23 protein-coding genes are annotated in these 23,796 nt (G+C 62.2%); 9 read left to right on the top strand and 14 right to left on the bottom strand.

All coding sequences use genetic code 11. From position 1 onward, the window contains the following. Entirely contained in the window at positions 1–291 is a 291-nt protein-coding gene (locus CKW40_RS29420; RefSeq protein ID WP_095203320.1) for a Dabb family protein, read from the bottom strand. A gap of 171 nt (positions 292–462) precedes the next feature. Continuing rightward, the gene (locus CKW40_RS45405; protein WP_274608581.1) at positions 463–597 is read right to left on the bottom strand and encodes a hypothetical protein; all 135 of its coding nucleotides are present in this window, start codon (positions 595–597) and stop codon (positions 463–465) included. A gap of 338 nt (positions 598–935) precedes the next feature. On the opposite strand from CKW40_RS45405, the gene CKW40_RS29415 reads away from it, so the two are divergent. Together CKW40_RS29415 and CKW40_RS29410 are read left to right on the top strand one after the other, a co-directional pair. Beyond that, positions 936–2,192, top strand: a complete 1,257-nt coding sequence (locus CKW40_RS29415; RefSeq protein WP_095203319.1) for an SAM-dependent methyltransferase — start codon at positions 936–938, stop codon at positions 2,190–2,192. Between the two features lie 207 nt (positions 2,193–2,399). Beyond that, the gene (locus CKW40_RS29410; protein ID WP_095203318.1) at positions 2,400–2,714 is read left to right on the top strand and encodes a hypothetical protein; all 315 of its coding nucleotides are present in this window, start codon (positions 2,400–2,402) and stop codon (positions 2,712–2,714) included. Positions 2,715–2,786: 72 nt separating this feature from the next. Here the strand turns inward: CKW40_RS29410 and CKW40_RS29405 are convergent, their stop codons facing one another. Both CKW40_RS29405 and CKW40_RS29400 read right to left on the bottom strand, forming a co-directional pair. Further along, positions 2,787–4,757 (bottom strand): bifunctional 2',3'-cyclic-nucleotide 2'-phosphodiesterase/3'-nucleotidase, encoded by a 1,971-nt coding sequence (locus CKW40_RS29405; protein WP_244571329.1) that lies wholly within the window; start codon positions 4,755–4,757, stop codon positions 2,787–2,789. 156 nt (positions 4,758–4,913) lie between these two features. Beyond that, complete coding sequence (locus CKW40_RS29400; RefSeq protein WP_095203317.1) at positions 4,914–6,179, bottom strand: NAD(P)/FAD-dependent oxidoreductase; 1,266 nt, start codon at positions 6,177–6,179, stop codon at positions 4,914–4,916. Positions 6,180–6,342: 163 nt separating this feature from the next. On the opposite strand from CKW40_RS29400, the gene CKW40_RS29395 reads away from it, so the two are divergent. After that, positions 6,343–7,005, top strand: coding sequence for a 5-formyltetrahydrofolate cyclo-ligase (locus CKW40_RS29395; RefSeq protein WP_095203316.1), 663 nt, complete (start codon positions 6,343–6,345; stop codon positions 7,003–7,005). Between the two features lie 17 nt (positions 7,006–7,022). On the opposite strand, the gene CKW40_RS29390 is transcribed toward CKW40_RS29395, so the two are convergent. Then, positions 7,023–7,496: an Lrp/AsnC family transcriptional regulator gene (locus CKW40_RS29390; RefSeq protein WP_010909317.1), complete on the bottom strand. Its 474-nt coding sequence runs from the start codon at positions 7,494–7,496 to the stop codon at positions 7,023–7,025. A gap of 157 nt (positions 7,497–7,653) precedes the next feature. Between CKW40_RS29390 and ald the strand changes: the two genes are divergently transcribed. Both ald and CKW40_RS43950 read left to right on the top strand, forming a co-directional pair. Next, the gene (gene ald, locus CKW40_RS29385; RefSeq protein WP_010909316.1) at positions 7,654–8,769 is read left to right on the top strand and encodes an alanine dehydrogenase; all 1,116 of its coding nucleotides are present in this window, start codon (positions 7,654–7,656) and stop codon (positions 8,767–8,769) included. A 213-nt stretch (positions 8,770–8,982) separates the two neighbouring features. After that, positions 8,983–9,129, top strand: coding sequence for a hypothetical protein (locus CKW40_RS43950; RefSeq protein WP_179298156.1), 147 nt, complete (start codon positions 8,983–8,985; stop codon positions 9,127–9,129). Positions 9,130–9,363: 234 nt separating this feature from the next. On the opposite strand, the gene CKW40_RS29380 is transcribed toward CKW40_RS43950, so the two are convergent. From CKW40_RS29380 to CKW40_RS29355, 6 genes are all read right to left on the bottom strand, one after another. Then, positions 9,364–9,831 carry a DUF1203 domain-containing protein gene (locus CKW40_RS29380; RefSeq protein WP_095203315.1) on the bottom strand — a complete coding sequence of 156 codons (468 nt, stop codon included), beginning with the start codon at positions 9,829–9,831 and terminating at the stop codon, positions 9,364–9,366. A gap of 190 nt (positions 9,832–10,021) precedes the next feature. Next, entirely contained in the window at positions 10,022–10,579 is a 558-nt protein-coding gene (locus tag CKW40_RS29375) for an OmpA family protein (protein ID WP_095203314.1), read from the bottom strand. Positions 10,580–10,695: 116 nt separating this feature from the next. After that, positions 10,696–11,259 carry a GNAT family N-acetyltransferase gene (locus CKW40_RS29370; RefSeq protein WP_095203372.1) on the bottom strand — a complete coding sequence of 188 codons (564 nt, stop codon included), beginning with the start codon at positions 11,257–11,259 and terminating at the stop codon, positions 10,696–10,698. A gap of 5 nt (positions 11,260–11,264) precedes the next feature. Next, a complete protein-coding gene (gene sseA / locus CKW40_RS29365; protein WP_095203313.1) occupies positions 11,265–12,128 on the bottom strand; it encodes a 3-mercaptopyruvate sulfurtransferase in 864 nt (287 codons plus the stop codon). A gap of 41 nt (positions 12,129–12,169) precedes the next feature. After that, complete coding sequence (locus CKW40_RS29360; RefSeq protein ID WP_095203312.1) at positions 12,170–12,910, bottom strand: alanyl-tRNA editing protein; 741 nt, start codon at positions 12,908–12,910, stop codon at positions 12,170–12,172. Then, complete coding sequence (locus CKW40_RS29355) at positions 12,910–13,944, bottom strand: cysteine synthase A (RefSeq protein ID WP_095203311.1); 1,035 nt, start codon at positions 13,942–13,944, stop codon at positions 12,910–12,912. The genes CKW40_RS29360 and CKW40_RS29355 overlap by 1 nt, the downstream gene beginning before the upstream one ends. A gap of 226 nt (positions 13,945–14,170) precedes the next feature. On the opposite strand from CKW40_RS29355, the gene CKW40_RS29350 reads away from it, so the two are divergent. Further along, a complete protein-coding gene (locus CKW40_RS29350; RefSeq protein WP_095203310.1) occupies positions 14,171–14,992 on the top strand; it encodes an SDR family oxidoreductase in 822 nt (273 codons plus the stop codon). A gap of 93 nt (positions 14,993–15,085) precedes the next feature. After that, entirely contained in the window at positions 15,086–16,060 is a 975-nt protein-coding gene (locus CKW40_RS29345; protein ID WP_095203309.1) for an alpha/beta hydrolase, read from the top strand. Between the two features lie 108 nt (positions 16,061–16,168). On the opposite strand, the gene CKW40_RS29340 is transcribed toward CKW40_RS29345, so the two are convergent. Next, on the bottom strand, positions 16,169–17,590 hold the full coding sequence (locus CKW40_RS29340; protein WP_095203308.1) for a DEAD/DEAH box helicase: 1,422 nt from the start codon (positions 17,588–17,590) through the stop codon (positions 16,169–16,171). Between the two features lie 391 nt (positions 17,591–17,981). Between CKW40_RS29340 and CKW40_RS29335 the strand changes: the two genes are divergently transcribed. Then, positions 17,982–19,514: an acyl-CoA carboxylase subunit beta gene (locus CKW40_RS29335; RefSeq protein ID WP_095203307.1), complete on the top strand. Its 1,533-nt coding sequence runs from the start codon at positions 17,982–17,984 to the stop codon at positions 19,512–19,514. 26 nt (positions 19,515–19,540) lie between these two features. On the opposite strand, the gene CKW40_RS29330 is transcribed toward CKW40_RS29335, so the two are convergent. Further along, on the bottom strand, positions 19,541–21,547 hold the full coding sequence (locus CKW40_RS29330; protein WP_095203306.1) for a hypothetical protein: 2,007 nt from the start codon (positions 21,545–21,547) through the stop codon (positions 19,541–19,543). After that, positions 21,544–23,082, bottom strand: coding sequence for an NAD(P)H-hydrate dehydratase (locus CKW40_RS29325; RefSeq protein WP_095203305.1), 1,539 nt, complete (start codon positions 23,080–23,082; stop codon positions 21,544–21,546). Before CKW40_RS29325 ends, CKW40_RS29330 begins: the two co-directional genes overlap by 4 nt. Positions 23,083–23,437: 355 nt before the next feature. Between CKW40_RS29325 and CKW40_RS29315 the strand changes: the two genes are divergently transcribed. Beyond that, complete coding sequence (locus tag CKW40_RS29315; RefSeq protein ID WP_006205430.1) at positions 23,438–23,776, top strand: P-II family nitrogen regulator; 339 nt, start codon at positions 23,438–23,440, stop codon at positions 23,774–23,776. Positions 23,777–23,796 lie beyond the last annotated feature (20 nt).

Genomic DNA, 23,796 nt, shown 5'->3' with positions numbered 1-23,796 from the left:
TCAGCTGCCGGCCACGACGTCGGCGGAATAGCGCAGTTCGCGCAATGGTTTGACCTTGGCCGTGGTCTGCGCATAGAGCGGATGTGCCTTGTAGGCGGCCAGCGCCGCGTCGTCGGCGAACTCGGCGTAGACGACGACATCGACTTCGTCCGACAGCGGGTCGACCTTGGTGTTCAAGGTGACCTCGAAGAGACTGGAATGAGGAATGTTGCCGAGCGCCAAAAGCCCGGTGCGCACGGACTCGACATCCTCCTTGCGCCGCGCGCTGAAGAAAACGATATGCCGGATCAATCCCGCCTCCTCGATCTGAATGACGGGGTCTTTAGTAACGGCGGTCGCCTCGCGTCAACCGTTCATGGCGTCACGCGTCCTTGCGACGCGCCCCGCACGGTGCCGGACCTCATCTCGCGGCGATAAAACACCTCGAATGGCGCGCCGGGCTGCTCTTTTAGGAAGGGAAATTCAGGCCTTGCCGGTGACGTAACGCACGACATGGGAGAGTTCCCTGACCGAGATGTCGAGATACCGGCCCTGATTGTAGAGACCGTCCCAGATCAGGAAGAACGCGATTGCCGCAATGACGATTACATAACGCATGGCTAAAGCTATCGCACAAGCGCTGCGGCGGCCATAGACGTTTTTGATTTGCGCAGCAGCAACTCGATGCGGCGAGGCCAGATGCCAAACGCAGGTGGCACAGCCCAGCTGGAGACCTGCCACTTGAAGTTCCCCCCCATGACGTGGAAGATTGTGGCAGGCATTCGCTGGGAAGTGCGGAAGCTCCGGCTAACGGGGCGCGCGCCTTCGTTCGAGTCCGCCTGTCGCCGAACCCGTGAGCTACCGGGACCAGGCGAGGCGTTCGAACCCGGCGAATGATCCAAGAGAACCGTGGCCCGGCAATTTGCGCCGGCACCACGGAAATCCAGGGGCACGAAATGGCACACGGGGAACATCATAACGTAGCGCCGGGCGAAGCGGTCAGGCTCGATGAGTTCAATTTCGCCGAGATCGTCAAGGGCCTGCCAGCCAAGGCGCGCATGGTACTGTCGGCGGCAATGAACCTGCCGCGCGGCTCGCTCAAGGTCAGGATGCCGGATGGTCGCGCCGTTCTCGTTGGCGGCAAGGGACCTGGCCCGGACGCCGAACTGGTGCTCAAGAACTGGCGCCTGCCCGGCCGCGCCTTTTCCGGCGGCACGATCGGTGTTGCCGAATCCTATATGGATGGCGATTGGGAAAGCCCTGATGTCACCAGTTTCCTGGAATTGTTCGTGGTCAATTCGGCGATCGGCGAACGCGTCGCCGGCGGCGCCAGCTGGCTCATCAACACCGTCCAACGCATCCGCCACTGGTTCAACGAGAACACACGCACCGGTTCGAGGCGCAATATCTCGGCGCATTACGATCTCGGCAACGCCTTCTACAAGGAGTGGCTCGACCCGAGCATGACCTATTCCTCGGCGCTTTACGCCAATGGTGCCAATGACCTGGAGAGCGCCCAGGCCGCCAAATACCGGGCGCTGGCCAGGGATACGGGTATCGGCAAAAAGGATCATGTGCTGGAGATCGGCTGCGGCTGGGGTGGCTTTGCCGAATTCGCGGCGCGCGAAATCGGCTGCCGCGTTACCGGACTGACGATCAGCCGCGAACAGCACGATTTCGCCAAGGCACGCATCGCCAAGGCTGGGCTTGCCGACAAGGTCGACATCAAGCTGCAGGACTACCGCGACGAAACAGGGACTTACGATCGCATCGCCTCGATCGAGATGTTCGAGGCGGTCGGCGAGAAATACTGGCCGGTGTTCTTCTCGAAGATGAAGGCCTGCCTGAAACCCGGCGGCACCGCGGGCCTGCAGATCATCACCATCAACGAGGCCGCCTACGACACCTACCGCGCCAGGCCGGATTTCATCCAGCGCTACGTCTTTCCGGGCGGCATGCTGCCGACACCGTCGATCCTGAAGACGCTCGGCAAGGACCACGGCCTTGCGCATCTGCGTGAGCGGGTGTTTCCCGACGACTATGCGCGCACGCTTGCCGAATGGCGGCTTCGCTTCTGGGCGTCGTGGGAGAAGATCGTGCCGCTCGGCTTCGACGATCGCTTCAAGAAGCTCTGGGAGTTCTACCTGCATTATTGCGAAGCCGGCTTCCGCGCCAGCTACATCGATGTGCGCCAGGTGGTCTACAAGGCGTAAGCCGGCGCACTCATCGATATCATCGCCAGTGGCCGCCTTTTGGTGAGCATGTCCCCGCAGCGTTGAGATTGCGGGGTTACGCCAGCGCGGATCGCGACGTCTTGATGCGACGTGATGAAACCGCGATCGCCTGGCGAGCGTTCTGCCGCATCCGACGCCCGCGCCCAATACCCTTACGCCGAGCGCCTCTGACCATAGGAGGCTTCCATGAAGCGAACTGTTGCCACCATTGCCATCCTGCTTGCCGCCATATCCGCGGCCGACGCACGGCGCGTCGTTCCACCCGCCGTCATGAACGATCCGCTGGGTCTCAGCATCAGCCCAACCTTGACGCCTGGTGCGAGCGATCTCATCGACAACACACCAACCTCGACCATCCACGAAGTCCATGCCCCGGCCGGGATGTCGCCGTTGACCGTACCCAGCGACCCGACTGGCACGTCGCTTGAGCCGACACAACCAGTCAGCCCGCAAGCGCCTGCGACAGCCTTGCCGCTGACGCCGGTGCCTGCAACCAATTGAAGCTGCGTAACGCAAGGATGAACTCACGCCTGACTGGCGTGAGCTCGCCTCCCGCGGATCGCGCACCAATCTTCAAAGAGTGATGCGATACTTCGCAAAACCGGCTTCGCCCTCGCCCGCCGGTTCGATCTTCAGCGACTTCACGTCGGCGATGAAATCCTTTGCCTTGACGCCCGTCTCGAACACGACGCTGGTTCCCGGCAGCGGTGCGAACGACCAGTTGCCGTCGGCCGACGGGTTGATCGTGCCCTGGCTCACAATGTAGCGAACGATGACGTCGCGGTTGGTGTCCGGCGCCTCGTAGATGATCTTCGAGGCATTGATGTCGGGGAAATTGCCGCCGCCGCCGGCCCGGTAGTTGTTGGTCGCGACGACGAATTTCTGATTGGGATCAATCGGTTTGCCGTCGAACGTCAGGTCGACGATACGGCTTGACCCGGCGTTCGCAACACCACCCTTAGCATCGTATTTCGGCGGCTGCGACAGATCGATCTTGTAGGAGACGCCGTCGATGACGTCGAAATTGTAGGACGGGAAATCGGTGTTGATGAGCGCCTGGTCGGCCTTCCCCGCCTCGATCCTGTTGAAGATGCCGGCCGACATCTCCAGCCATTCCTTCACCTGCGCTCCGGTGATTTCGACGGCGCGCACGGTGTTGGGATAGAGATAGAGGTCGGCGACGTTCTTGATGGCGATGTCGCCGGCGGGCACGTCGGTATAGTAATCGGCGCCGTTGCGCCCGCCGGCCTTGAAGGGAGCGGCGGCCGACAGCAGCGGCACATCCTTCCACTGCGTGCTCTTGAGGATGTCCTTCAAATACCAGGTCTGCGCCTGGCTGACGACTTGCACCGACGGATCGTCGGCGACCAGCGAGAAATAGGAATAGAGCGGCGCGGAGGTCTTGCCGACGGGACGGCGCACATAGGCCAGGGTCGCCTGATGGTCCTGCTCGAGGGCGGCGATGATACGCTTGTCGTCGGGGACAGTCGGTTTGTTCTTGTTGTCGACACGCTCGAAGATCGGCCGCGCCTCGGAGGTCGCGGAAACGACCTTCCATTTCGATCCGTCACGCTCCAGCATCAGGTCGATCAGCCCCATATGCGAGCCCCAGAAACCGCCCATCACGGCGGGCTTGCCTTGCAGCGTGCCTTTTTGCGTGTCGACGCCGTCGAGGGACTGGAAATCCTTCTTGCCGGGGAACACCAGATGCTGGTGGCCGGTGAACACGGCATCGATGCCATCGACGCCGGCGACGAAGAACGAGGCGTTCTCCATCATGTCGCCCTGCTTCACATCGATGCCGGAATGGGAGAGCGCGATGACGATGTCGGCGCCCTCTTCCTTCATCTGCGGCACCCAGGCTTTGGCCGCCTCGACGATGTCGCGCGTCTTGACGTTGCCTTCGAGATTCTTGAGGTCCCACACCATGATCTGCGGCGGCACGAAGCCGATGATGCCGATCCGGATCGGCTGCTCGGCGCCCGAACCGTCCTTGATCTTCCTGTCGAGGATCACGTAGGGCTTGAGATAGAGCTTGTCGTCGCGCGGGTTGGCGGCGAGCGCGGTGCCGCGGATCAGATTGGCGCAAACGAACGGGAAATTGGCACCGGCCAGCACCTTGTCCAGGAAGGACAGGCCGTAATTGAACTCGTGGTTGCCGAGCGTCGAGCACTCGTAGCCGAGCAGGTTCATGCCTTTCATGATCGGATGCAGATCGCCGTCCTTCAGGCCCTTCTCGTAGGCGATGTAGTCGCCCATCGGATTGCCCTGCAAAAGGTCGCCATTGTCGATCAGCATCGAATTGACGGCTTCCTTGCGCACCGCGTCGATCAGCGACGCGGTGCGCGACAGGCCCATCGTGTCGTTGGCTTTGTCGGCGTAGTAATCATAAGGCAGCACGTTCACATGGATGTCGGTGGTCTCCATGATCCGAAGATGCGCCTGGTTGGCCTGTGCCCGGACGGAGAAGGGATGAAGCACGATCAGCGCCCCTGTGGCTGCGGCGCCAGCGAGGAAACCGCGGCGAGAGACTGGGTGGAGCAGTTAAGACATGTTTTCTCCTCTTTGACTACCTGACGCCCCGCCCGAAGCGAACTTGGCGCCGAAATCGGCTCAAGTCCACTCAAGAACTCGCGCGCATCCGGACATCAATCCATCAGCGCCTGATGACGCGCGGATGAATGGGACAGTGGAGAAAAGTCAGGTCTTGTCGTCGTCGCCCTGGGTGATCAGCCGGGCGCTGCGCTGGCCTGTGACGTAGATCCATAGCCAGCTCAGGGAAACCGCAAGCCGGTTGCGGAAGCCGATCAGGAAATAGATGTGCGCGATGCCCCACAGCCACCAGGCGAGCCAGCCGGTGAGCTTGATCCAGCCGAAATCGATCGCGGCGGCGCGTTTGCCGATCGTCGCCAGATCGCCGGCATGTTTGTAGTGAAATGGCCGCGTGGTGTTATCCCCGCCGAGCCTGGCCTTGATGGTGGCCGCGACATGCCGGCCCTCCTGCTTGGCGGAAGGCGCCACGCCGGGTACTGGCCGTCCATCCGGCCGCAGCACAAGGGCGGCGTCGCCGATGACAAAAATCTCCGGGCTGCCGGGCACGCTGAGGTCGGGCTCTACGAGCACCCTGCCCGCGCGATCCGCCTTGGCTCCCAGCCATTCGGCGGCGGGCGAAGCGGCAACGCCGGCTGCCCACAAGATTGTCTTCGCCGCCAATTGCTTGTCGCCAAAGACGACCCCTTCGGCATCGCAGCGTGTCACCGCACGTCCGAGTTCGACCGTCACGCCGAGCCGCTCGAGTGCCCTGCTGGCGTAATCGGAGAGTTTTGGCGCAAAATTGGCAAGGATGCGGTCACCGGCCTCGATCAGCACCACACGCGTTTGCCGCGTGTCGATGTTGCGGAACTCGCCGCGCAGCGTGTCATGCGCCAACTCGACGATGGTGCCGGCAAGCTCCACTCCGGTCGGCCCACCGCCGACGATCGCAATGGTCAACAGCGCCTGACGCTTGGCGGGGTCGGTCTCCCGCTCAGCCTGCTCGAAGGCGAGCAGAATGCGGCGCCGGACGGTGGTGGCGTCCTCCAGCGTCTTCAGGCCCGGCGCGAAAGGCTCCCATTCGTCGTGGCCGAAATAGGCGTGGCGGGCACCGGTGGCAAGCACCAGCGTGTCATAGGCGACGGTGCTGCCGTCATCGAGCAGCACGCGTTTGCCGGCACGGTCGACGCCGGTGACGTTGGCCAGCAGCGTGGTCACATCCTTGCGTTTGCGCAAGAGATGGCGGATCGGCCAGGCAACTTCCGAGGTTGCCAGCGCCGTCGTCGCCACCTGGTAGAGCAGCGGTTGGAAAAGATGATGGTTGCGCTTATCGATCATGGTGATGCGCACCGGTGCGCCTGACAGCGCGTGGGTGAGTTCGAGGCCGCCGAACCCGGCGCCGACAACGACGACATGATGGCTGGCTTCGTTCATCTCATTCACCCTGACGGCGAGATTGCCTGACCCAGATGTAGGTATTTTTGTGCAATGCAGCAACAGAAGGACGGTGCCCGGGACTCGCCGTACCATGTCGTGAATGCACAAGTTGTATCGTGTCGCGAGGTATAGCGTCATCGAACACGCGATGAGGTGACGCATGGCCAACGATCATGACGGCGACAGCCCGGCGCAGTACTCCTCGCCGCCTTGCTTCATGCACGAGCTCGATCCGGAATTCCGGGCACCGCTATCCGACTGGACCGATGTGCGGCGCTGGCGCAAGGCCGAGCGCGAACGCCTGATCGCCGCCCGCCTTGCTGTTTCGGCCGACGCGCGGACGGCCATGTCCCAGCGCATTGCCGAAGGGCTCGACACAATTGTCGGCGAGATCAGCGGCCGCATGGTCAGTCTTTACTGGCCGTTTCGCGGCGAACCGGATTTGCGTCCCTGGATGGCATCAATCAACGAGCGCGGCGGCCGCACCGCGCTGCCCATCGTTGTCGAGAAAGGGCAGCCGTTGATCTTTCGCGCCTACAAAGCGGGCGACAGGTTGGAAAAGGGCATCTGGAACATCCCGATCCCGGCCGAGGGCGATCCGGTGCTGCCGGACATCGTCATCTCGCCGATCGTCGGCATTGATCCGGCACATTATCGCCTGGGTTATGGCGGCGGCTTCTTCGACCGCACGCTCGCCGCCATGCCGTTCAAGCCGCTGGTCATCGGCGTCGGCTACGAACTGCAGCGCATCCCGACCATCTACCCGCAGCCGCACGACATTCCGATGGATCGGATCGTCACTGAAGCATTCAGTGCCAGCTAGCCGCTTCCAGTTACAGCTCAAGCCATTTCCGGCTTCATGCCCATGGCTGTGCGGTCGACGATTTCGCGCAAGGCAAAGGACGAGTTGATCTTGGTCACATGCGGCATGGCCGACAGCCATTCCTTGTGGATGCGCTCATAGTCGACCAGGTCTTTTGCCGCGATGCGCAGGATGTAATCGTATTCGCCCGACATCAGGTGGCAGGACAAGACATTGGGGCAACGCTTGATCGCCGCTTCGAAATCCGACAGCGTCTTCTCGAACTGGCCCGACAGCGATATGTGCACGATCGCCGTCATCTGATGACCGAGTGCTGCATTGGACAGCCGGGCGTGGTAGCCGCGGATAGTTCCGGATTTTTCCAGGTTGTCGAGCCGGCGCGAACAGGCCGACTGCGACAGGCCAACTTTCTCTGCGAGGGCCGCATTGGGTATCCTGCCATCCTTCTGCAACGTCTCGAGAATGGCGATATCAATCCTGTCGAGCGGCATTTTTCGTGAATCCTGCGAATATCCTGCTATTTCGCGCAAGGATTATCGAAACCTGCCTATCCGCGCAAGCGCATTCGCAAACACCTGCGCGCCGATTCGTGGTTCACTCCGACAATACAGGGAGTGAGCCCAAAAGGGCCCGGATCAGGAGAAGACAATGCGCGTCGGTTGCCCCAAGGAAATCAAGAACCACGAATATCGCGTCGGCCTCACGCCAGGCTCGGTCCGCGAATATGTGGCGCATGGCCACGAAGTGCTGGTCGAGGCTGGAGCCGGTGCCGGCATCGGCGCCGATGACAACGCTTATCGTGCCGCCGGCGCCACCATCGCCAAGACCGCCGCCGACGTGTTCGCCAAGTCGGACATGATCGTCAAGGTCAAGGAGCCCCAGCCCAATGAGTGGGTTCAGCTGCGCGATGGCCAGATCCTGTACACCTATCTCCACCTGGCTCCGGATCCGGAACAGACCAAGGGCCTGCTCGCTTCGGGCGTGACCGCGATCGCCTACGAAACCGTGACCGACGATCGTGGCGGCCTGCCGCTGCTCGCGCCGATGTCGGAAGTCGCCGGCCGCCTGTCGATCCAGGCCGGCGCCACGGCGCTGCAGAAGGCTAATGGCGGCCGCGGCGTGCTGCTCGGCGGCGTGCCCGGCGTGCTGCCCGGTAAAGTCACCGTGCTCGGCGGCGGCGTCGTTGGCCTGCACGCGGCCCGCATGGCCGCCGGCCTTGGCGCCGACGTCACCATCATCGACCGTTCGATCCCGCGCCTGCGCCAGCTCGACGACCTTTTCGCCGGCCGTGTGCACACCCGCTACTCGACCGTCGAGGCGCTCGAGGAAGAATGCTTCTCGGCCGACATCGTCGTCGGCGCCGTGCTGATCCCGGGCGCTGCCGCGCCGAAGCTCGTCACCCGCGAAATGCTGTCGGGCATGAAGAAGGGCTCGGTGCTGGTCGACGTCGCCATCGACCAGGGCGGCTGCTTCGAGACCTCGCATGCGACGACCCACGCCGAACCCACCTACGAGGTCGACGGCGTCATCCACTATTGCGTCGCCAACATGCCGGGCGCCGTGCCGGTCACCTCGGCCCATGCGCTGAACAATGCGACACTGCATTACGGCCTGCAGCTCGCCGACAAGGGCCTCAAGGCGCTGGTCGACGACCATCATTTGCGCAACGGCCTCAATGTCCACAAAGGCAAGATCACGAATCGCGCGGTGGCCGAAGCACTGGGCTACGAACTGGTCGAGCCGAAAGCTGTTCTGGCCGCCTAATACACCCAGAAAAAGTCAACTTGCCATTGTTGCCCGCCGGTTCGTTCCGGCCGGCTTTTTCTTGGTTGATCTAGGGTGGCAAGCCTGGTTACTGGGTGGATCGGTGTCAGTTGCAGGGGTGGGTTTACCCACAACTGTTGCATATTTACCATTCCAAATCTGGCCGAGTCCCTGCTAGAGACATGGTGGGTTTATTGATTAGGGGTTTGGGCAATGTTTCTTCGCGTTTCTGCGAAATCTTTCCTTTTGGGTGCCGGCAAGAAGGACTTCTCGTCCGAATTCGGTGCTCCGGATGGCACGCTGACCGACAAGGCTTCGTTCCAGACTGTGCGCATCGGCGCGAAGTACAAGTTCAACTAAGAAGCCCTCCAGGCAAACAGTCGAAGCCCGTCGGCCTGGCCGGCGGGCTTTTTCTTTGTGCGTCAGTAATCTTCGCGAAGATGCAGGCAACAAAAAAGCGGAGCCAAAGCCCCGCTTCCTCGATATCGAGATTGCCGCCGGTTCATCCGCGGTCGGCCAATCGATCGACAATCACGTTTTACCGTATCTATGCGACGGGAGTACGACAGAATTTCTGCCGGCAATCTTTGCACCTCACGCGCGCTCAATCCGGCACTGGTAGCAGTTGTTGCGCGCCGAGCGGACATGCACATAGGCAATGTCGTCGCGTTCGAACAGCGTCTCGGCCCGCGCTGCGATTGCCTCGGTCGGGATGACCCCGCCGCTGCCATAGACGATGCGATCATCCCTGCCATAGCCGCGCACGATGTAGTCCGGGCTCTCGAGGATCTCGGGAAGCCCTTCGATCTCGGCAGCGCGCTCGCATTCTTGCGCATGCAGGAAGATCGGCCCGGTTTCGGCATAGGGCTGAAAGTTTGGGAATGGCCGGTAGGCGAGAATGAGGTAGGCATCACCGTCGGCGATGTTCTTCAGACAATGCCGGCAAGGCATGCCGTCACCGTCGGAGATCTTCCGCTCGGGCGTCTGGCCATAAGCATCGGGGCCACCACGCTGCAGGGCTCTGACAGGTTCGGTGGACAGCGCTTTGAACTGAATGGTCATCGTGAAAATCTCCGGTGCTGTTGACCGGAAATTATTTGCTTGTTCCCACGCTTCCCACCCGATTCCTGCGAAGTGTCGAGAACCGATCTGATATCAGCGATGGGACTCAAACGAGCTGCGAACGCATCCTCACAGATGCGTCAGCCCAATTAAATAAGCCGGCTAATTATAGCGTGCCGACACTTGCGAATCAGCGGATGAAATCGTCGAAGCGCCGCAACGTCACTCGACGATTCTGCCAGTTTTCGTTCTGCGTCGGCACGAGCAGGAACTCCTCGCCGTACCCCACGGTTTCCAAGGCATAGCCGGGCACGCCGAATTCGCGCACCAGCGTGCGTTTCAGCGAAGCCGCGCGTTGTTCGGACAGGATCTGGTTCGACTGGAAGGAGCCTACCGCATCGGTGTGCCCTTCGATCAGCACGCGGGCACCGGGATCGCGGCGCAGGATGCGCCGCAGTGCGTCGGCGATGGTCTCGATCTTGTCATATTGCGAATCGGAGATGGCTGCCGAGCCGAAGGCGAAATTGATCGACTGGATATCGATCGAGCGCGCCATGCGGCGCAAATCCGGGCGGCGCTTGAATTCGCGGATGGTGACGCGCTCGTTTGGTCGCAACTTCACCCGCGGCGCTGCCTCGAGCTTGCGCTCGATCGTCGCCGCCGAGGGCGTCGTCGCCTGGGCGGCGGCAAGACTCGGCATGGCAATCGCTGCGATCAGCGCGGCGGCCAGTGTACGGCGGGTCAGCATGTCTTTTCTCCTTCGGCCTCTGCCGCATTGATGATGCGGGCAAGATGCCAAAGGCAGGCTGAAGCGCCGATGAACGAGCGGTTCAGGTTCGCGCTGGCGTCGGATTCCGGCTGAAATCAGGGCCGCATGACGCTGGCCGAGCGCTCGGCGAAAGGCAGCGGATGTACGACCTCTTTCTTCTGCGCGACCGGCTTGAAACCGAGCTTCTGGTAGAGCGGCAGAGCCGCCGGATGGTCAAGCGTGCAGGTCTGCACCGTCACCCGTTTCGGCCCATGCGACCAGGCGGCTGAAATCGCCGAGCCCAGGAACCAGCGGCCAATGCCTTGCCCGGTGGCATGTTCCATCATGCCAAAATAGGCGAGTTCGACTTCATCTGGCAGATGCGGCTTGAGGTCAAAGAAGCCGGCCGGCGCGCCGTCGAGATAAAGCACCCTGATGTCGCGATCCTCACGGTGAATGCCGGCCGAAAGCTCGTCGTCGTCCAGCCTCAGAACATTCACCCAATGCCATTTGCGGCCCACCCGGTCCATCAGATAGCGGTAGAAATGCAAGGGGATGTCCTTGGTCTTCAGCAGCGCGACCTGGCGGTTGTAGGGTACCGGCGGCGAGACGGCAGGAGGGGCATCCATTTCGAGAAAAGTCACCGTGACTTCGATGTCCTGCAGCACACCGTTTTCCATCGTCTTCATTCCTTGCCGGTAGCGGGGCCGGTCACGACAGGCGTGTCGGAGAGCCCGCCCCACTCGGTCCACGAGCCGTCATAGAGCCTGTTGTCGGTGTGGCCAAGCGTCTCCAGCGCCAGGGTGATGACCGCGGCAGTGACACCAGAGCCGCAAGATGTGACGACGGGCTTCGACAAGTCAATGCCGGCCTCCTCGATCACCTTGCGCAAACGGTCCTTCGACAGCAGTTTGCCGTTTTCCGACAGTGCGGAGTACGGCACATTGCGCGCGCCCGGCATATGGCCGGAGCGGATACCGGCGCGGGGTTCGGGCTCGGCGCCGGTGAAGCGGCCGGGTCCGCGGGCATCGGCAATCTGGCTGGCGCCGGTGCCCACGATCCGGCGCATGTCGGCCAGGCTGGCGACGCGACCGGCGTCGAAATCGGCATGGAACACACTTGGCGCGATCTTCGTCGGTTCGGCCGTTACCGGCCGGCCGGCCGCTTTCCAGCCGTCGAAACCGCCGTCCAGAAGATAGGTCTGGAAAACGCCCATGATGCGGAACATCCACCAGGCTCGGGGTGCCGAGAAGAACCCCGGACCGTCATAGACGACAATGGTGTCGTCTGCGGAGACGCCCATCGCGCCGACATACTGCGCGAAATGCTGGGGCGAAGGCAGCGTGTGCGGCAAAGCGGCGTCGGGATCCGAAACCGCGTCCTGGTCGAGGAAACGGGCGCCTGGAATGTGCGCTGCCTCGTATTCGGCACGCGCGTCGCGCTTTTGCGCCGGCAGGTACCAGGATGCGTCTACGATCGTCAGGCCCGGCTCGCCCAGGCGCGCCTGCAGCCAGTCCGCATCGACGATAAAAGGACTGTCTTCGGCCATTCTGGTTCTCTCTATCCCGGGTAAAGCAAAGGGGTTGCGTGTCAGGCCGCCGGCGGGCCGAAGCGGATGCGGAAGCGCCTGTTCTCCCGGCCCTTCTTCTCGATCTTGCCGATGTGGATTTCACCGATTTCGCCGGTGCTTTTGACATGCGTGCCGCCGCAGGGCTGGCTGTCGATCGAGGCGTTGTCACCGATGCAGACAAGGCGGATCTTGCCGGTGCCGACCGGCGGCCGGACGTTCTTCGACTTCACCAGACCGGGATTCGCGGCGAGTTCCTCGTCGCTGATCAGCCTGGTGAAAATCGGATGATCGGCCCGCACCAGATCCATCAGGCCGGCCGTCACCTCTTCCCTGGTGAAGCTGGCGTCCGGAATGTCGAAATCGACACGGCTGTCGTCCTCGGAAACCGCCGCACCGGTGATCGGAAACGGGCAAACGACTGTAAGCAGGTGGCAAGCCGCGTGCATGCGCATCAGAAGATGCCGGCGCTCCCAGTCGATCGCGAGTTTGACCTTCTCGCCTACCGTCAGGGCCGCCTGCTCCGGCGCCGGTACATGGATGATCTCGTCCTTGGTCTCACCCGTGATGGTGGCGGCAATGGCGATGCGGCTGCCATCGGCACGTTCGAGATAGCCGGTATCGCCGGGCTGGCCGCCCGAGGTGGCGTAGAATATGGTCCGGTCGAGAATGATGCCGCCGCGCTCGTTGACGGCAACGACCGTCGCGTCCGCTGTGCGCAGATAAGCATCGTCGCGAAACAGCGCTTCCGTCTTGTGCGCCATCACGCGACCTTTTCGAACGGCACCGAAATCTTGCTCTGCAGTTCCATCCAGCCCGGTACAGGCAGATTCTTCTCACGCAAAAATTCCGGGTTGAACAGCTTCGACTGATAGCGCGTACCGTAGTCGCAAAGAATGGTCACGATGGTGTGGCCGGGACCCAATTCCCTGGCCAGACGGATGGCGCCGGCAATGTTGATACCGGTCGAGCCGCCGACGCACAGGCCTTCTTCCTGGATCAGGTCGAAGACGATCGGCAGTGCGTCCTCGTCCTTGATCTGGAACGAGAAGTCCGGTGTGAATCCTTCGAGATTGGCGGTGATGCGCCCCTGCCCGATGCCTTCGGTGATCGAACTGCCCTCAGACTTCAATTCGCCGCTGGTGTAGAAACTGTAGAGCGCGGCCCCGAGCGGATCGGCGAGCGCGATCTTCACGTCCTTGCTCTTGGCCTTCAGCCCGAAGGCAACGCCGGCCAGCGTGCCGCCGGAACCGACCGCCGAGACGAAACCATCGACCTTGCCGCCGGTCTGGTCCCAGATTTCCTCCGCGGTGGTGCGGATATGTCCATCGCGGTTGGCGACATTGTCGAATTGGTTGGCCCAGATGGCACCGTTCGGCTCGCTCCTGGCCATCTGCTCGGCCAGCCGTCCCGACAGTTTCACGTAGTTGTTGGGGTTCTTGTAGGGCACGGCCGGCACCTCGATCAGCTCGGCGCCGAGCAACCGGATGGTGTCCTTCTTTTCCTGGCTCTGCGTATCGGGAATGACGATGACCGTGCGATAGCCCAGCGCCTTGGCGACCAGCGTCAGCCCGATGCCGGTGTTGCCGGCCGTCCCCTCGACGATGACACCGCCCGGCTTCAACAGGCCGCGCTGTTCGGCGTCACGGATGATGAACAGGCCGGCGCGATCCTTGACCGATTGCCCCGGATTCATGAATTCGGCCTTGCCCAGGATCTCGCAGCCGGTTTCTTCGGAAGCTTTGTTGAGGCGGATCAGAGGCGTGTTGCCGATCGCGTCGATCACAGAACGGGGCATTCAGGATTCCTTGTGTGCGTGCGCCGAAACCCTAGAAACCCGAAGCTTCGGTTTCAAGGCAAGAATTCGTCTGGTCCAGTCGCATTTCAGGCACTGCGGTGCATGTGCACCCTCCAGGCCGGGCTCGATGTCGCACAGTTCATTTGCACTCGACGTCGAAAAGCACTCTTTTCATTCGATTTCCTGACCGCTAGAGCAAGGCACCAACAACTCGGCAGGGCGCAGCATGACACTCTATCGGGCCGATCCGAAACACGGCGTCGCCTGGGTCACGGGCGGCAGCAGCGGCATTGGCCGCTCGCTGGCCAGGGATCTGGCATCCCGGGGCTACGCGGTGGCGGTAACGGCACTGGACGACGATCCGATCGACACGCTTATCGTCGAGACCGCGCAGATGCCGGGCAGCGTCACCGCCTTTCCCTGCGATGTCACCGACGAGCCGCGCATGGCAAGAACGGTCGCCGCGATCGAGAAGGAGCTCGGCCCGATCGTGCTCGCCGTCTTCAATGCCGGGAACTACATCTCGACGCCTGGAGAGGCTCTCGTCGTTAGCGACTTTCGCAAGTCCTTCGAGGTCAACTATTTCGGCATCATCAACGGGCTGGTGCCGGTCGTGGAGCATATGCGCGTGCGATCGCGCGGCCATGTCGTGCTCGTCGGATCGGTCACCGCCTATTTCGGCTGGCCGACCACGGCCGCCTATGGTGGAACCAAGGCGGCGATCAACATCCTCGCCGAGTCGCTGAAATATGACTTCGACAAGATGAACATCCGCGTCCAGGTGATAAACCCCGGTTTTGTCGACACGCCGCTGACCGAAAAGAACATGCTGCCAATGCCGGGCCTGATGCCGGTCAGCCGGGCGACGCGCCGCATGGTGAAGGCGATCAAATCCGGTGGCTTCGAAGTCACCTTTCCCTACCGCACGAGCTGGCCTCTGAAATTTCTCAGCCTGTTGCCCAGGCCGATCACCCGGTGGGTGATCATCTTGACGACCAGCTGGAAGGCAAGGCCGCTGCATTACGAGCGCAAGCCCCCCAACAAATAGGATGCCCACAGGATTGGTGGTGTGGTTGCCTGGACGGCCGTTGCCTGTTCATGGCCACCACCATAGGTTTGTTTTTGTTGCGTGGAGTCTGCAATGGGGCGACGAATCGTGCTTGCTGTGCTGGGCCTGATCGCCGTTCTTGCTCTGGCTTTCGTCTTCGGTCCACGCGTTCCCGTCGACACCACGATCCGCTTCGATCCTTCCGTCATTGGTGACGATCCGCAGGCGTATGTGGCAAGGGTGGAAGCCGCCGTACCTGGTATCCGCGATGGGCTGGAGAAGGAGATCGTCTGGGCCAACCCTCTGGTGCATACCAAGACGCCGCTGTCGATCGTCTACATCCACGGCTTCTCGGCTTCAAAGGGCGAGGTCCGCCCCCTGCCCGACGACGTGGCCGACCAGCTCGACGCCAACCTCTTCTACACCCGCCTTACCGGTCACGGGCAGGACGGCGCGGCGATGGCGCAAGGCAGCATCAATGCCTGGATCAACGACTATGAGGAAGCGCTCGCCATCGGCCGGGCGATCGGCGACAAGGTGATCGTCATCTCGACCTCGACCGGCGGCTCGCTGGCTGCGTGGGCGGCAACGCAGCCGGGCGCATCGGACGGGGTGGCGGCCATTACGTTCATCTCGCCCAATTTCGGCGTGAAGGCATCCGGCGCCGAGCTCCTGACCATGCCATGGGGCAAGCAGATCGCCGAACTGGTCATCGGCAAGGAGCGCAGCTTCGCGCCGCGAAACGCGCTGCACGAAAAATTCTGGACCACCAAATATCCGGTTGCCGCTACGCTGCCGATGCAGGCACTGACAGAACTCGCCTATGGTGCGCCGGTGGAGAAGGCTGATATCCCTGCCCTATTCATCTTCTCGGATATGGACAAAGTGGTGCGGCCTGACCGCACGCGTGAGATCGCCGGACGCTGGGGTGGCGCCCATGAACTGGTCCCGATCGAAAGCACAGGCGATCCCGACAATCACGTCATCGCCGGCGACGCGCTGTCGCCGTCGACCACGGCTTTCCTGGCGCAACGGATTGCTGTCTGGGTCGAGGCGGTGACGAAGTAAGGTTCGGAGACAAAAAGGGCGGCCGAAGCATCGCTTCAACCGCCCTCTTCTCTGTCAGTCATGCAACCAGCCAAGCGCCAAGGCTTGGCCGACCGCCACGAGGCTTAGTTAGGCAGCGCGCGCCGCCGGACGCTTGCCGCCGAAGCGGCGCTTGTTGTTGCCCTTGAAGGGTTTTGCGCCTTCCGGCTTGCGCTCGCCGGCAAAGGCCGGCTTGTCGCCGAAGCGCTTCTTGCCGAAGCCGTTGCCCTTGTTTTCGCCGCCCGGACGCCTGCCGTCGCGACGGCCATTGCGGTCGTTGCGATCGTTGGCGGGCTCGAAGCGCTCGTTCTTTTCAGCCGGATTGCGCTGCGGATCGGGGCTGCCGAGATGGTCGGCAACGATCGGCAGCTTGGTGCGGATGATGCGCTCGACCTGGCGCAGCTTGCTGTTTTCCGAAGGATCGCAAAGCGTGATCGCGATGCCGTCCATGCCGTTGCGGCCGGTGCGGCCGATGCGGTGGACGTAGCTCTCGGCTTCGTCCGGCAGGTCGAAATTCACGACATGGCTGATGCCGGGAACGTCGATACCGCGCGCCGCGATATCGGTCGCGACGAGAATGCGCACCGAGCCCTCACGGAAATCGTTCAGTGCCTTCTGACGGGCGTTCTGCGACTTGTTGCCGTGAATGACGGCGGCCTTGAAGCCGTCGCGTTCGAGGTCCTTGGTCACCCGGTCGGCGCCATGCTTGGTGCGCGAAAAGATGATGACGGACTTCATCGCCTCGTCGGCGAGCATGGTCGACAGCACCTGACGCTTCTGCTTGGTGCGGGCGAAGACGACACCCTGCACGATCTCGACCGCCGCGGTGCTTTGCGGCGAGACTTCGATGCGGACGGGGTTCTTCAAGAGGCCCTTGGCCAGTTCGGCGATCTCATCCGGCATGGTGGCCGAGAACAGGGCTGTCTGGCGATCAGGCGCGGTCGCCTTGGCGATGCGCTTGACGTCGTTGATGAAGCCCATGTCGAGCATGCGGTCGCCCTCGTCCAGCACCAGCCATTTGGTGTCGGAGAGGATGAGGTCGCCTTCGCGCACCAGGTCGGTCAAGCGGCCGGGCGTGGCAATCAGGATGTCGACGCCGGGAGCAACCTTCTTCACCTGGCTGAAGCGCGAGACGCCGCCCAGCACGAGTGCGGTCGAGACATGCTGGCCTTTTGCGAGGATCTTGATGGTGTCTTCGATCTGCACGGCAAGTTCACGCGTCGGTGCCAGGATGAGTGCACGGGCCGTCTTGGCGCGCCGCTTGGTGCCGAGCGCGATGATCTTCGACAGGATCGGCAGCGCAAAGGCCGCAGTCTTGCCGGAGCCCGTCTGCGCGATGCCGAAAATGTCACGGCCTTCCAGCTGCGGCGGGATGGCCTGCATCTGGATTGGCTTCGGTTCTGTGAAGCCGGCATTGTGGGTGGCCTTGAGCAGCGCACCCGTAATTCCCAGCGCTGCGAAACCGGTGAGTTCCGCGGTGTTGTTGCCGGGCAATGTGTTTTCGTTGGTCAAAATAATCTTCTTTCAAGCGGCCTCTTGGCCGCAAACATCAATGGCGGCAGGGCGCAACCTGCCGTCGAAAAATTTGATATGAAACGACAAGGCGGGCGGACGGTATCGTCCACTCGGCTGCGCTGTCGTGCCCGCAGGCGTCATGCCACGGGGCTTTTTCGCCGCCTTACCGATTTGCCGGAAAGAGGGAAAACAGACGCAACCAGTCTCATTTGTCGAGAAGGCCGGAATCTCCCGGCCCAAGCGCCTATGGGCTGCATATGGCTGACTTCGCCCCGGAATGCAAGGGGCGGCATGTTGCAGCGCAGCAAAAACCAGCCAAAAGCCGACGCTTGCGCTCCCCGACGGGCATCATTACCACAAATGCAGCTTCTATTTTGGGGACCGAGCGATGAAGGACGTGCTGAAGGAACTCGAGCGCCGGCGCGAGATCGCCCGCATGGGCGGCGGCCAGGCGCGCATCGACGCTCAGCACAAGAAGGGCAAGCTGACGGCGCGGGAACGCATCGAGGTGTTTCTCGACGAAGGCTCGTTCGAAGAATTCGACATGTATGTCGAGCATCGCTCGACCGATTTCGGCATGGAGAAGACCAAGATCGCCGGCGATGGCGTCGTCACCGGCTGGGGCACGGTCAATGGCCGCCCGGTCTATCTCTTCGCCAAGGATTTCACCGTGTTCGGCGGCTCGCTGTCGGAGGCCCATGCCGAAAAGGTCATCAAGGTCCAGGAGATGGCGCTGCGCAACCGCGCGCCGATCATCGGACTCTACGATGCCGGCGGCGCACGCATCCAGGAGGGCGTGGCCGCGCTTGGCGGTTATGCCGAAATCTTTCAGCGCAATGTGCTGGCCTCCGGCGTCATTCCGCAGATTTCCGTGATCATGGGGCCGTGCGCCGGCGGCGACGTCTATTCGCCTGCGATGACCGACTTCATCTTCATGGTGCGCGACACCTCCTACATGTTCGTCACCGGACCGGATGTGGTGAAGACCGTCACCAACGAGACGGTGACCGCAGAAAGCCTCGGCGGCGCCTCGGTGCACACGACCAAATCCTCGATCGCGGACGGCGCCTATGACAATGACGTCGAGGCGCTCTTGCAGATGCGCCGGCTGGTCGATCTGCTGCCCGCTTCGAACACGTCGGAGCTTCCCGAGATCGAATGCTACCAGTCGGTCACCGACCATGATTTGTCGCTCGACCGGCTGATCCCCGACAACGCCAACAAGCCATACGACATCAAGGAGTTGATCCTGAAGGTCGCCGATGAAGGCGACTTCTTCGAGATCCAGCAAAGCTTCGCTAAAAACATCGTCACCGGCTTCGGACGCGTCGAAGGCCGCACCGTCGGCTTCGTCGCCAACCAGCCGATGGTGCTGGCCGGCGTGCTTGATTCCGACGCCAGCCGCAAGGCGGCGCGCTTTGTGCGCTTCTGCGACTGTTTTTCGATCCCGATCGTCACCTTCGTCGATGTGCCGGGCTTCCTGCCCGGCACCGCGCAGGAGTATGGCGGGCTGATCAAGCATGGAGCCAAGCTCTTGTTCGCCTATGCCGAGGCGACCGTGCCGAAGATCACCGTCATCACGAGAAAAGCCTATGGTGGCGCCTATGACGTGATGGCGTCGAAACATCTGCGCGGCGACATGAATTATGCCTGGCCGACGGCGCAGATAGCGGTGATGGGGGCGAGAGGCGCGGTCGAAATCATCTACCGCAAGGATATCGGCGACGCGGAGAAGATCGCAGCCCATACAAAGACTTACGAGGATCGCTTCCTGTCGCCCTTCGTCGCCGCCGAACGCGGCTATGTCGATGAGGTGATCATGCCGCACTCGACCCGCCGGCGTATTGCGCGGGCGCTGCGCATGCTGCGCAACAAGGACATGCAGAACCCTTGGAAGAAGCACGACAACATCCCGTTGTAATACTTCCAGACGACCCCGCGAGACGCCTACTCCTCCTCCGCAGCGCCGAATCCCGCGTCCATGGTGGCGCTGGTAGGGCTCGCCCAGGGCGTTGCGTGGTTGTCGATGCGCATCTGGAAGATGAAATAGGTCGGCGAGCAGAAGCCGATGCCTTTGACCTTGGCTGCACCCGGCGTGTCCGGCGGCAGCGACTGGCACATATAGTCCTCGCGGCAGAAGTGATCGGCCGAGCAGGCCGGCCGGTTGCCGCGATTGACGGCGCCGCCGAGGCACTGGTCGAAATTGTTGGTCGCCACGCAGACGTCGAATTTCTTGCCGCCGACCAGCCCGCAAATCTCGTTCGGCATCGGCTTGCCCTTCTTGAAGGCGGCAAAGCTGCGGTCCTTGTCGTCGCAAGCGCGGTAGGCAATGCCGGCCGGCACGCCGATCTTCGGGGGCCGGCAGGTGTAGGCGGTGCGCGAGACATCCGGCGCAAAGGCCGCGAACTGACCCGTGATGCTGTAGCGGTCGTTGAAAGGCTGCGCCGCGTTGCTGGCGATCGACCCGGTCAGACAGGGATGGCCGGAGAACATTTTTGGGCTGTCCTTGGGCAGCAGACATTGCGCCAGAGTGGTGCGCACGCCCGATGCGGTTGCCAGCGGTGTGCAGATCGTGCCGCCGCCGCACTGCCAGGTCTCTCCAAAACGTTTGGTGTCGTCCGGCATCAGGCATGGCATCGCCATCTCGGCCGGCGCGTAATCGACGTCGCCGGTATCGGTCCATGTCGCAGGCGGCGCGAAGGACAGCGGCCGGTAGCGGTTCGGCTCCTTGGCCTCTTGCGTTGCGCGCAGCCAGGCCTGGCGCCGGGGAATTTCGGCGTGAAGATGCGGCGAGATGCCGACCTCGATGCGGTTGAGCGGCGATGTCGTCTTGTCGTCGAGGCCTATGAAGTGGAAGCCGGCGGTGGACCCCGCCTGGTGACAGCCCTGGCAGGCGCCATTGTCCAGCCGCTCGACCAGCGCCTCCGGCGTGCGCAGCAGTTTCGGCGTGGAATAATCGAGCGATGCGAATTCCTTGGATTGGAATAATTGCGTAAACGGATGGTTGGCCTGTCTTGCGCTGCCGAAGGTCGACCACGAGATGACCTTCTTCGCCAGGAATGCGTCGGGGATTTCGTAGACGCCGAGATCGACCGCCGCGACATTGGCGCTGACGTAATCGGCGAGCTCTTTCTTCAGCGCCGCATCTTGCGAGAGCCGCGCTGTGTCCGGCGTGTTCTCCAGCGGCTTCTCGCTGACGGTAGCGCCTTCGATGCCGAAGATCCGCATGAGATAGGCCGCCTGCCCGCCGAACTCGGTCTCCTGACCGGAGGGAAAGCGCACCACCTGCGCATTGAGTTCAAGCTGCTTGAAGGTGAGCCCGGCGCGCTCCAACGGCCCGCCGGTCAGCCAGCCGGCGTCGACGCTTTCATCCAGCTGCGGCGTCCAGCGTCCGGCAACGCCGACGCAGCCGCCATCGGCGTCGGGTGCCGCACTGTAGACGGCGTTGAAGTTGAACGGCAGCCGCGAGGCCAGGACCTTGCCGCCCTTCTTGAAACTGTAGGCAAGGCGATAGATGAAACGCACCTCGCCGCAGCTCTTGTCGCCTTCCAGGGCAGCAAAATCATGCCGGTCGAGCCGGTTGACGACGCCGACCAGTCGGAAGCGCGCCGCCTCCGTCTTCAGCCAGCGCATATCCATGATGCGGCCGACATTGGCGTCGGTCACCTCGTAGAGCGTGCGCCCGCCGGCCTTCATCTCGGCCCGCAGCGCGGCAATATCGGCCGCCACTGTGTCGACGATCGCATGATAGGCCGGCGCCTTGTCATAGAGCGTTTTCAAATCGTCCGCGCCATCGACGCTGAAAATGCCGGCGAAGCCGAAGCCCTTGGCATCGAGCGCGGCGAGAACCGCCGGATCGTCGACGATGGTTACAGGCTGCTCGGCGGCATTCGCCGACCTTGCCACCAATGCGGCTATGACAAGCGCGGTGAAAAGGACAGCAAGGCGTCTCATCGAAGGTCCGGCTGGCTTTCGATCAATTCGCGCAGCACAGGCACCAGAGCCATCGGCAGATCCTCGGCAATCAAGCCTGGTCCGAACCGGCGGCCAGCTTCAGCGTGGATCCAGACCGCGGCGCTGGCGGCTTGGAAAGGCGGCATGCCTTGTGCCAGCAATCCGGCAAGAACGCCTGCCAGCACGTCGCCGGAGCCGGCTGTAGCAAGCCAGGGTGCTCCATTGGCGTTAATCGCTGCTCGGCCGTCCGGCGCCGCGATCACTGTGTCGGCGCCCTTGTAGACAACAACGGCATTGGCGCGCGCCGCCGCCGCACGCGCCTTGGCAAGTTTTGACTGCTTCTTCTCATCGGCAATGTCGGGAAAAAGCCTAGCGAATTCGCCCTCATGGGGTGTCAGCACCAATGACGGCGCCCCGACACGGCGCGCCGCGTCGAAGAGAGCATCTGGAGCGTCGCGAAACGAAGTCAGACCGTCGGCGTCGAGCACAATGCCTCCAAACAAGCCCATGCGTTCGAAATCATAGGCTTTGTCCTGTTTGAGCAATCGCAAGGCAAAATTGCGGGCTTTCTCGCCGACTCCGAATCCGGGGCCAAGAACGAACGCCGTATGCCGCTTGTCGTCGATGAATTCGCCTGCGTCAGCCACCGTATCTACCGCGCGCAGCATGATTGAGGTCAGGTGTGTAGCGTTGACCTGCATGGCATTGGCGGGCGATAGCACGGTCACTGCCCCTGCCCCTGTTCTGGCGGCAGCCATCGCTGACAGCCGCGCCGCACCGGTCGCCGATGGTCCGCCGGAAAAGACGCCGACATGGCCACGTTTATATTTATGCGTGTCGAGTGCCGTTCTCGGGAAATGCCATCGCAGCCAGAGGTCCGGCGTGTTCTCAAACGTCGTGATCTTGAGCTGGTCAACGATCGTATCCGGTATGCCAATGTCGGCAACGATAATCTCGCCGCACAGGCTGCGCCCGGGCATCAACAGATGGCCATGCTTTTTCCGCACAAAAGTCACCGTCACGGCGGCTTCGAAATAGGCCTTGGTCAATCCGGTGTCACCGGACACGCCCGACGGCAGATCGATCGACACGACTGGCACTTTCTCCGCTCCGCTGATCCCCGAAGCCGCCTGAGCGTAAGGAGAAAGGTTCTTCGAAAGTCCGGCGCCATAAAGCGCGTCGACGACAACCTCGCCTGCCGTAGGATGAAAATCATTCAGATGGTTGACCGGCAGATTGCAGGCCTCGGAAGCCAGCGCCGCGTCGCTTCCAGGCTTCTGTTTGCCCTCCGCCCAGACGGCGACATTGACGCCAGCCTCGGCCAGCAGGCGCGCCACGACATAGCCGTCGCCGCCATTGTTGCCAGGGCCGCACAGCACATGCACACGGCTAGCGGCGGGATAGCGTGCCAGGACGACGGCAGCGACCGCCTCGCCGGCTCGCCGCATCAGGCCATAGCCGTCGAGCGGGCCGGCGGCAATGGTCAGTCGATCCGCCTCGCCCATTTCGGCGGAGGTAAGAAGTTCATCGCTCATGGATTGCCGATCCGCATTCGATCAAGCATTGTCCAGTTTTCGGGCCGAAGCAAACGAAGAGGAGTTCATCTCAGCTGCGGCCATGTCGCCAGGAGGGTATCAAGGCGCAAAGATGCACAATCAATGGGCGATCTGCCCAATTATTATGCGGATGCAAGTGCTGGCACTGTGTAGGCTTCAGCAGCTCATGCCGCATCCGATGCATCGGATGACGCGAATTTGCACCTCGGCGCGACGTGACTTGGAAATCGTATGAAACCGCTTCGAATCCAGCTATCTGGCACAGTTCGTGCTTGATGGAGGCGCAAGCGGGGGCTCACAACCCGTTTTTTTGGCAGTGGAGGCCACTTTTTACATGAAAAAGATCGAAGCGATCATCAAGCCATTCAAGCTGGACGAAGTGAAGGAAGCGCTTCAGGAGGCCGGACTGCAAGGCATCACCGTGACCGAGGCCAAGGGCTTCGGACGCCAGAAAGGCCATACCGAACTCTACCGTGGCGCCGAATATGTCGTCGATTTCCTGCCCAAGGTGAAGATCGAGGTCGTGCTCGGCGACGATGCGGTCGAAGGCGCGATCGAGGCCATCCGCAAGGCGGCCCAGACCGGCCGTATCGGCGACGGCAAGATCTTCGTCTCCAATATCGAGGAAGTCGTGCGCATCCGCACCGGCGAAACCGGAATGGACGCCGTCTGACGCGACCATCCTCTAAGAAA

Origin of the sequence: Mesorhizobium carmichaelinearum (genome assembly GCF_900199455.1) — a bacterium.
Taxonomy (GTDB): domain Bacteria; phylum Pseudomonadota; class Alphaproteobacteria; order Rhizobiales; family Rhizobiaceae; genus Mesorhizobium; species Mesorhizobium carmichaelinearum.
The sequence above is the reverse complement of the archived record's forward strand: the minus strand, read 5'-3'. Positions and strand labels throughout refer to the sequence as shown.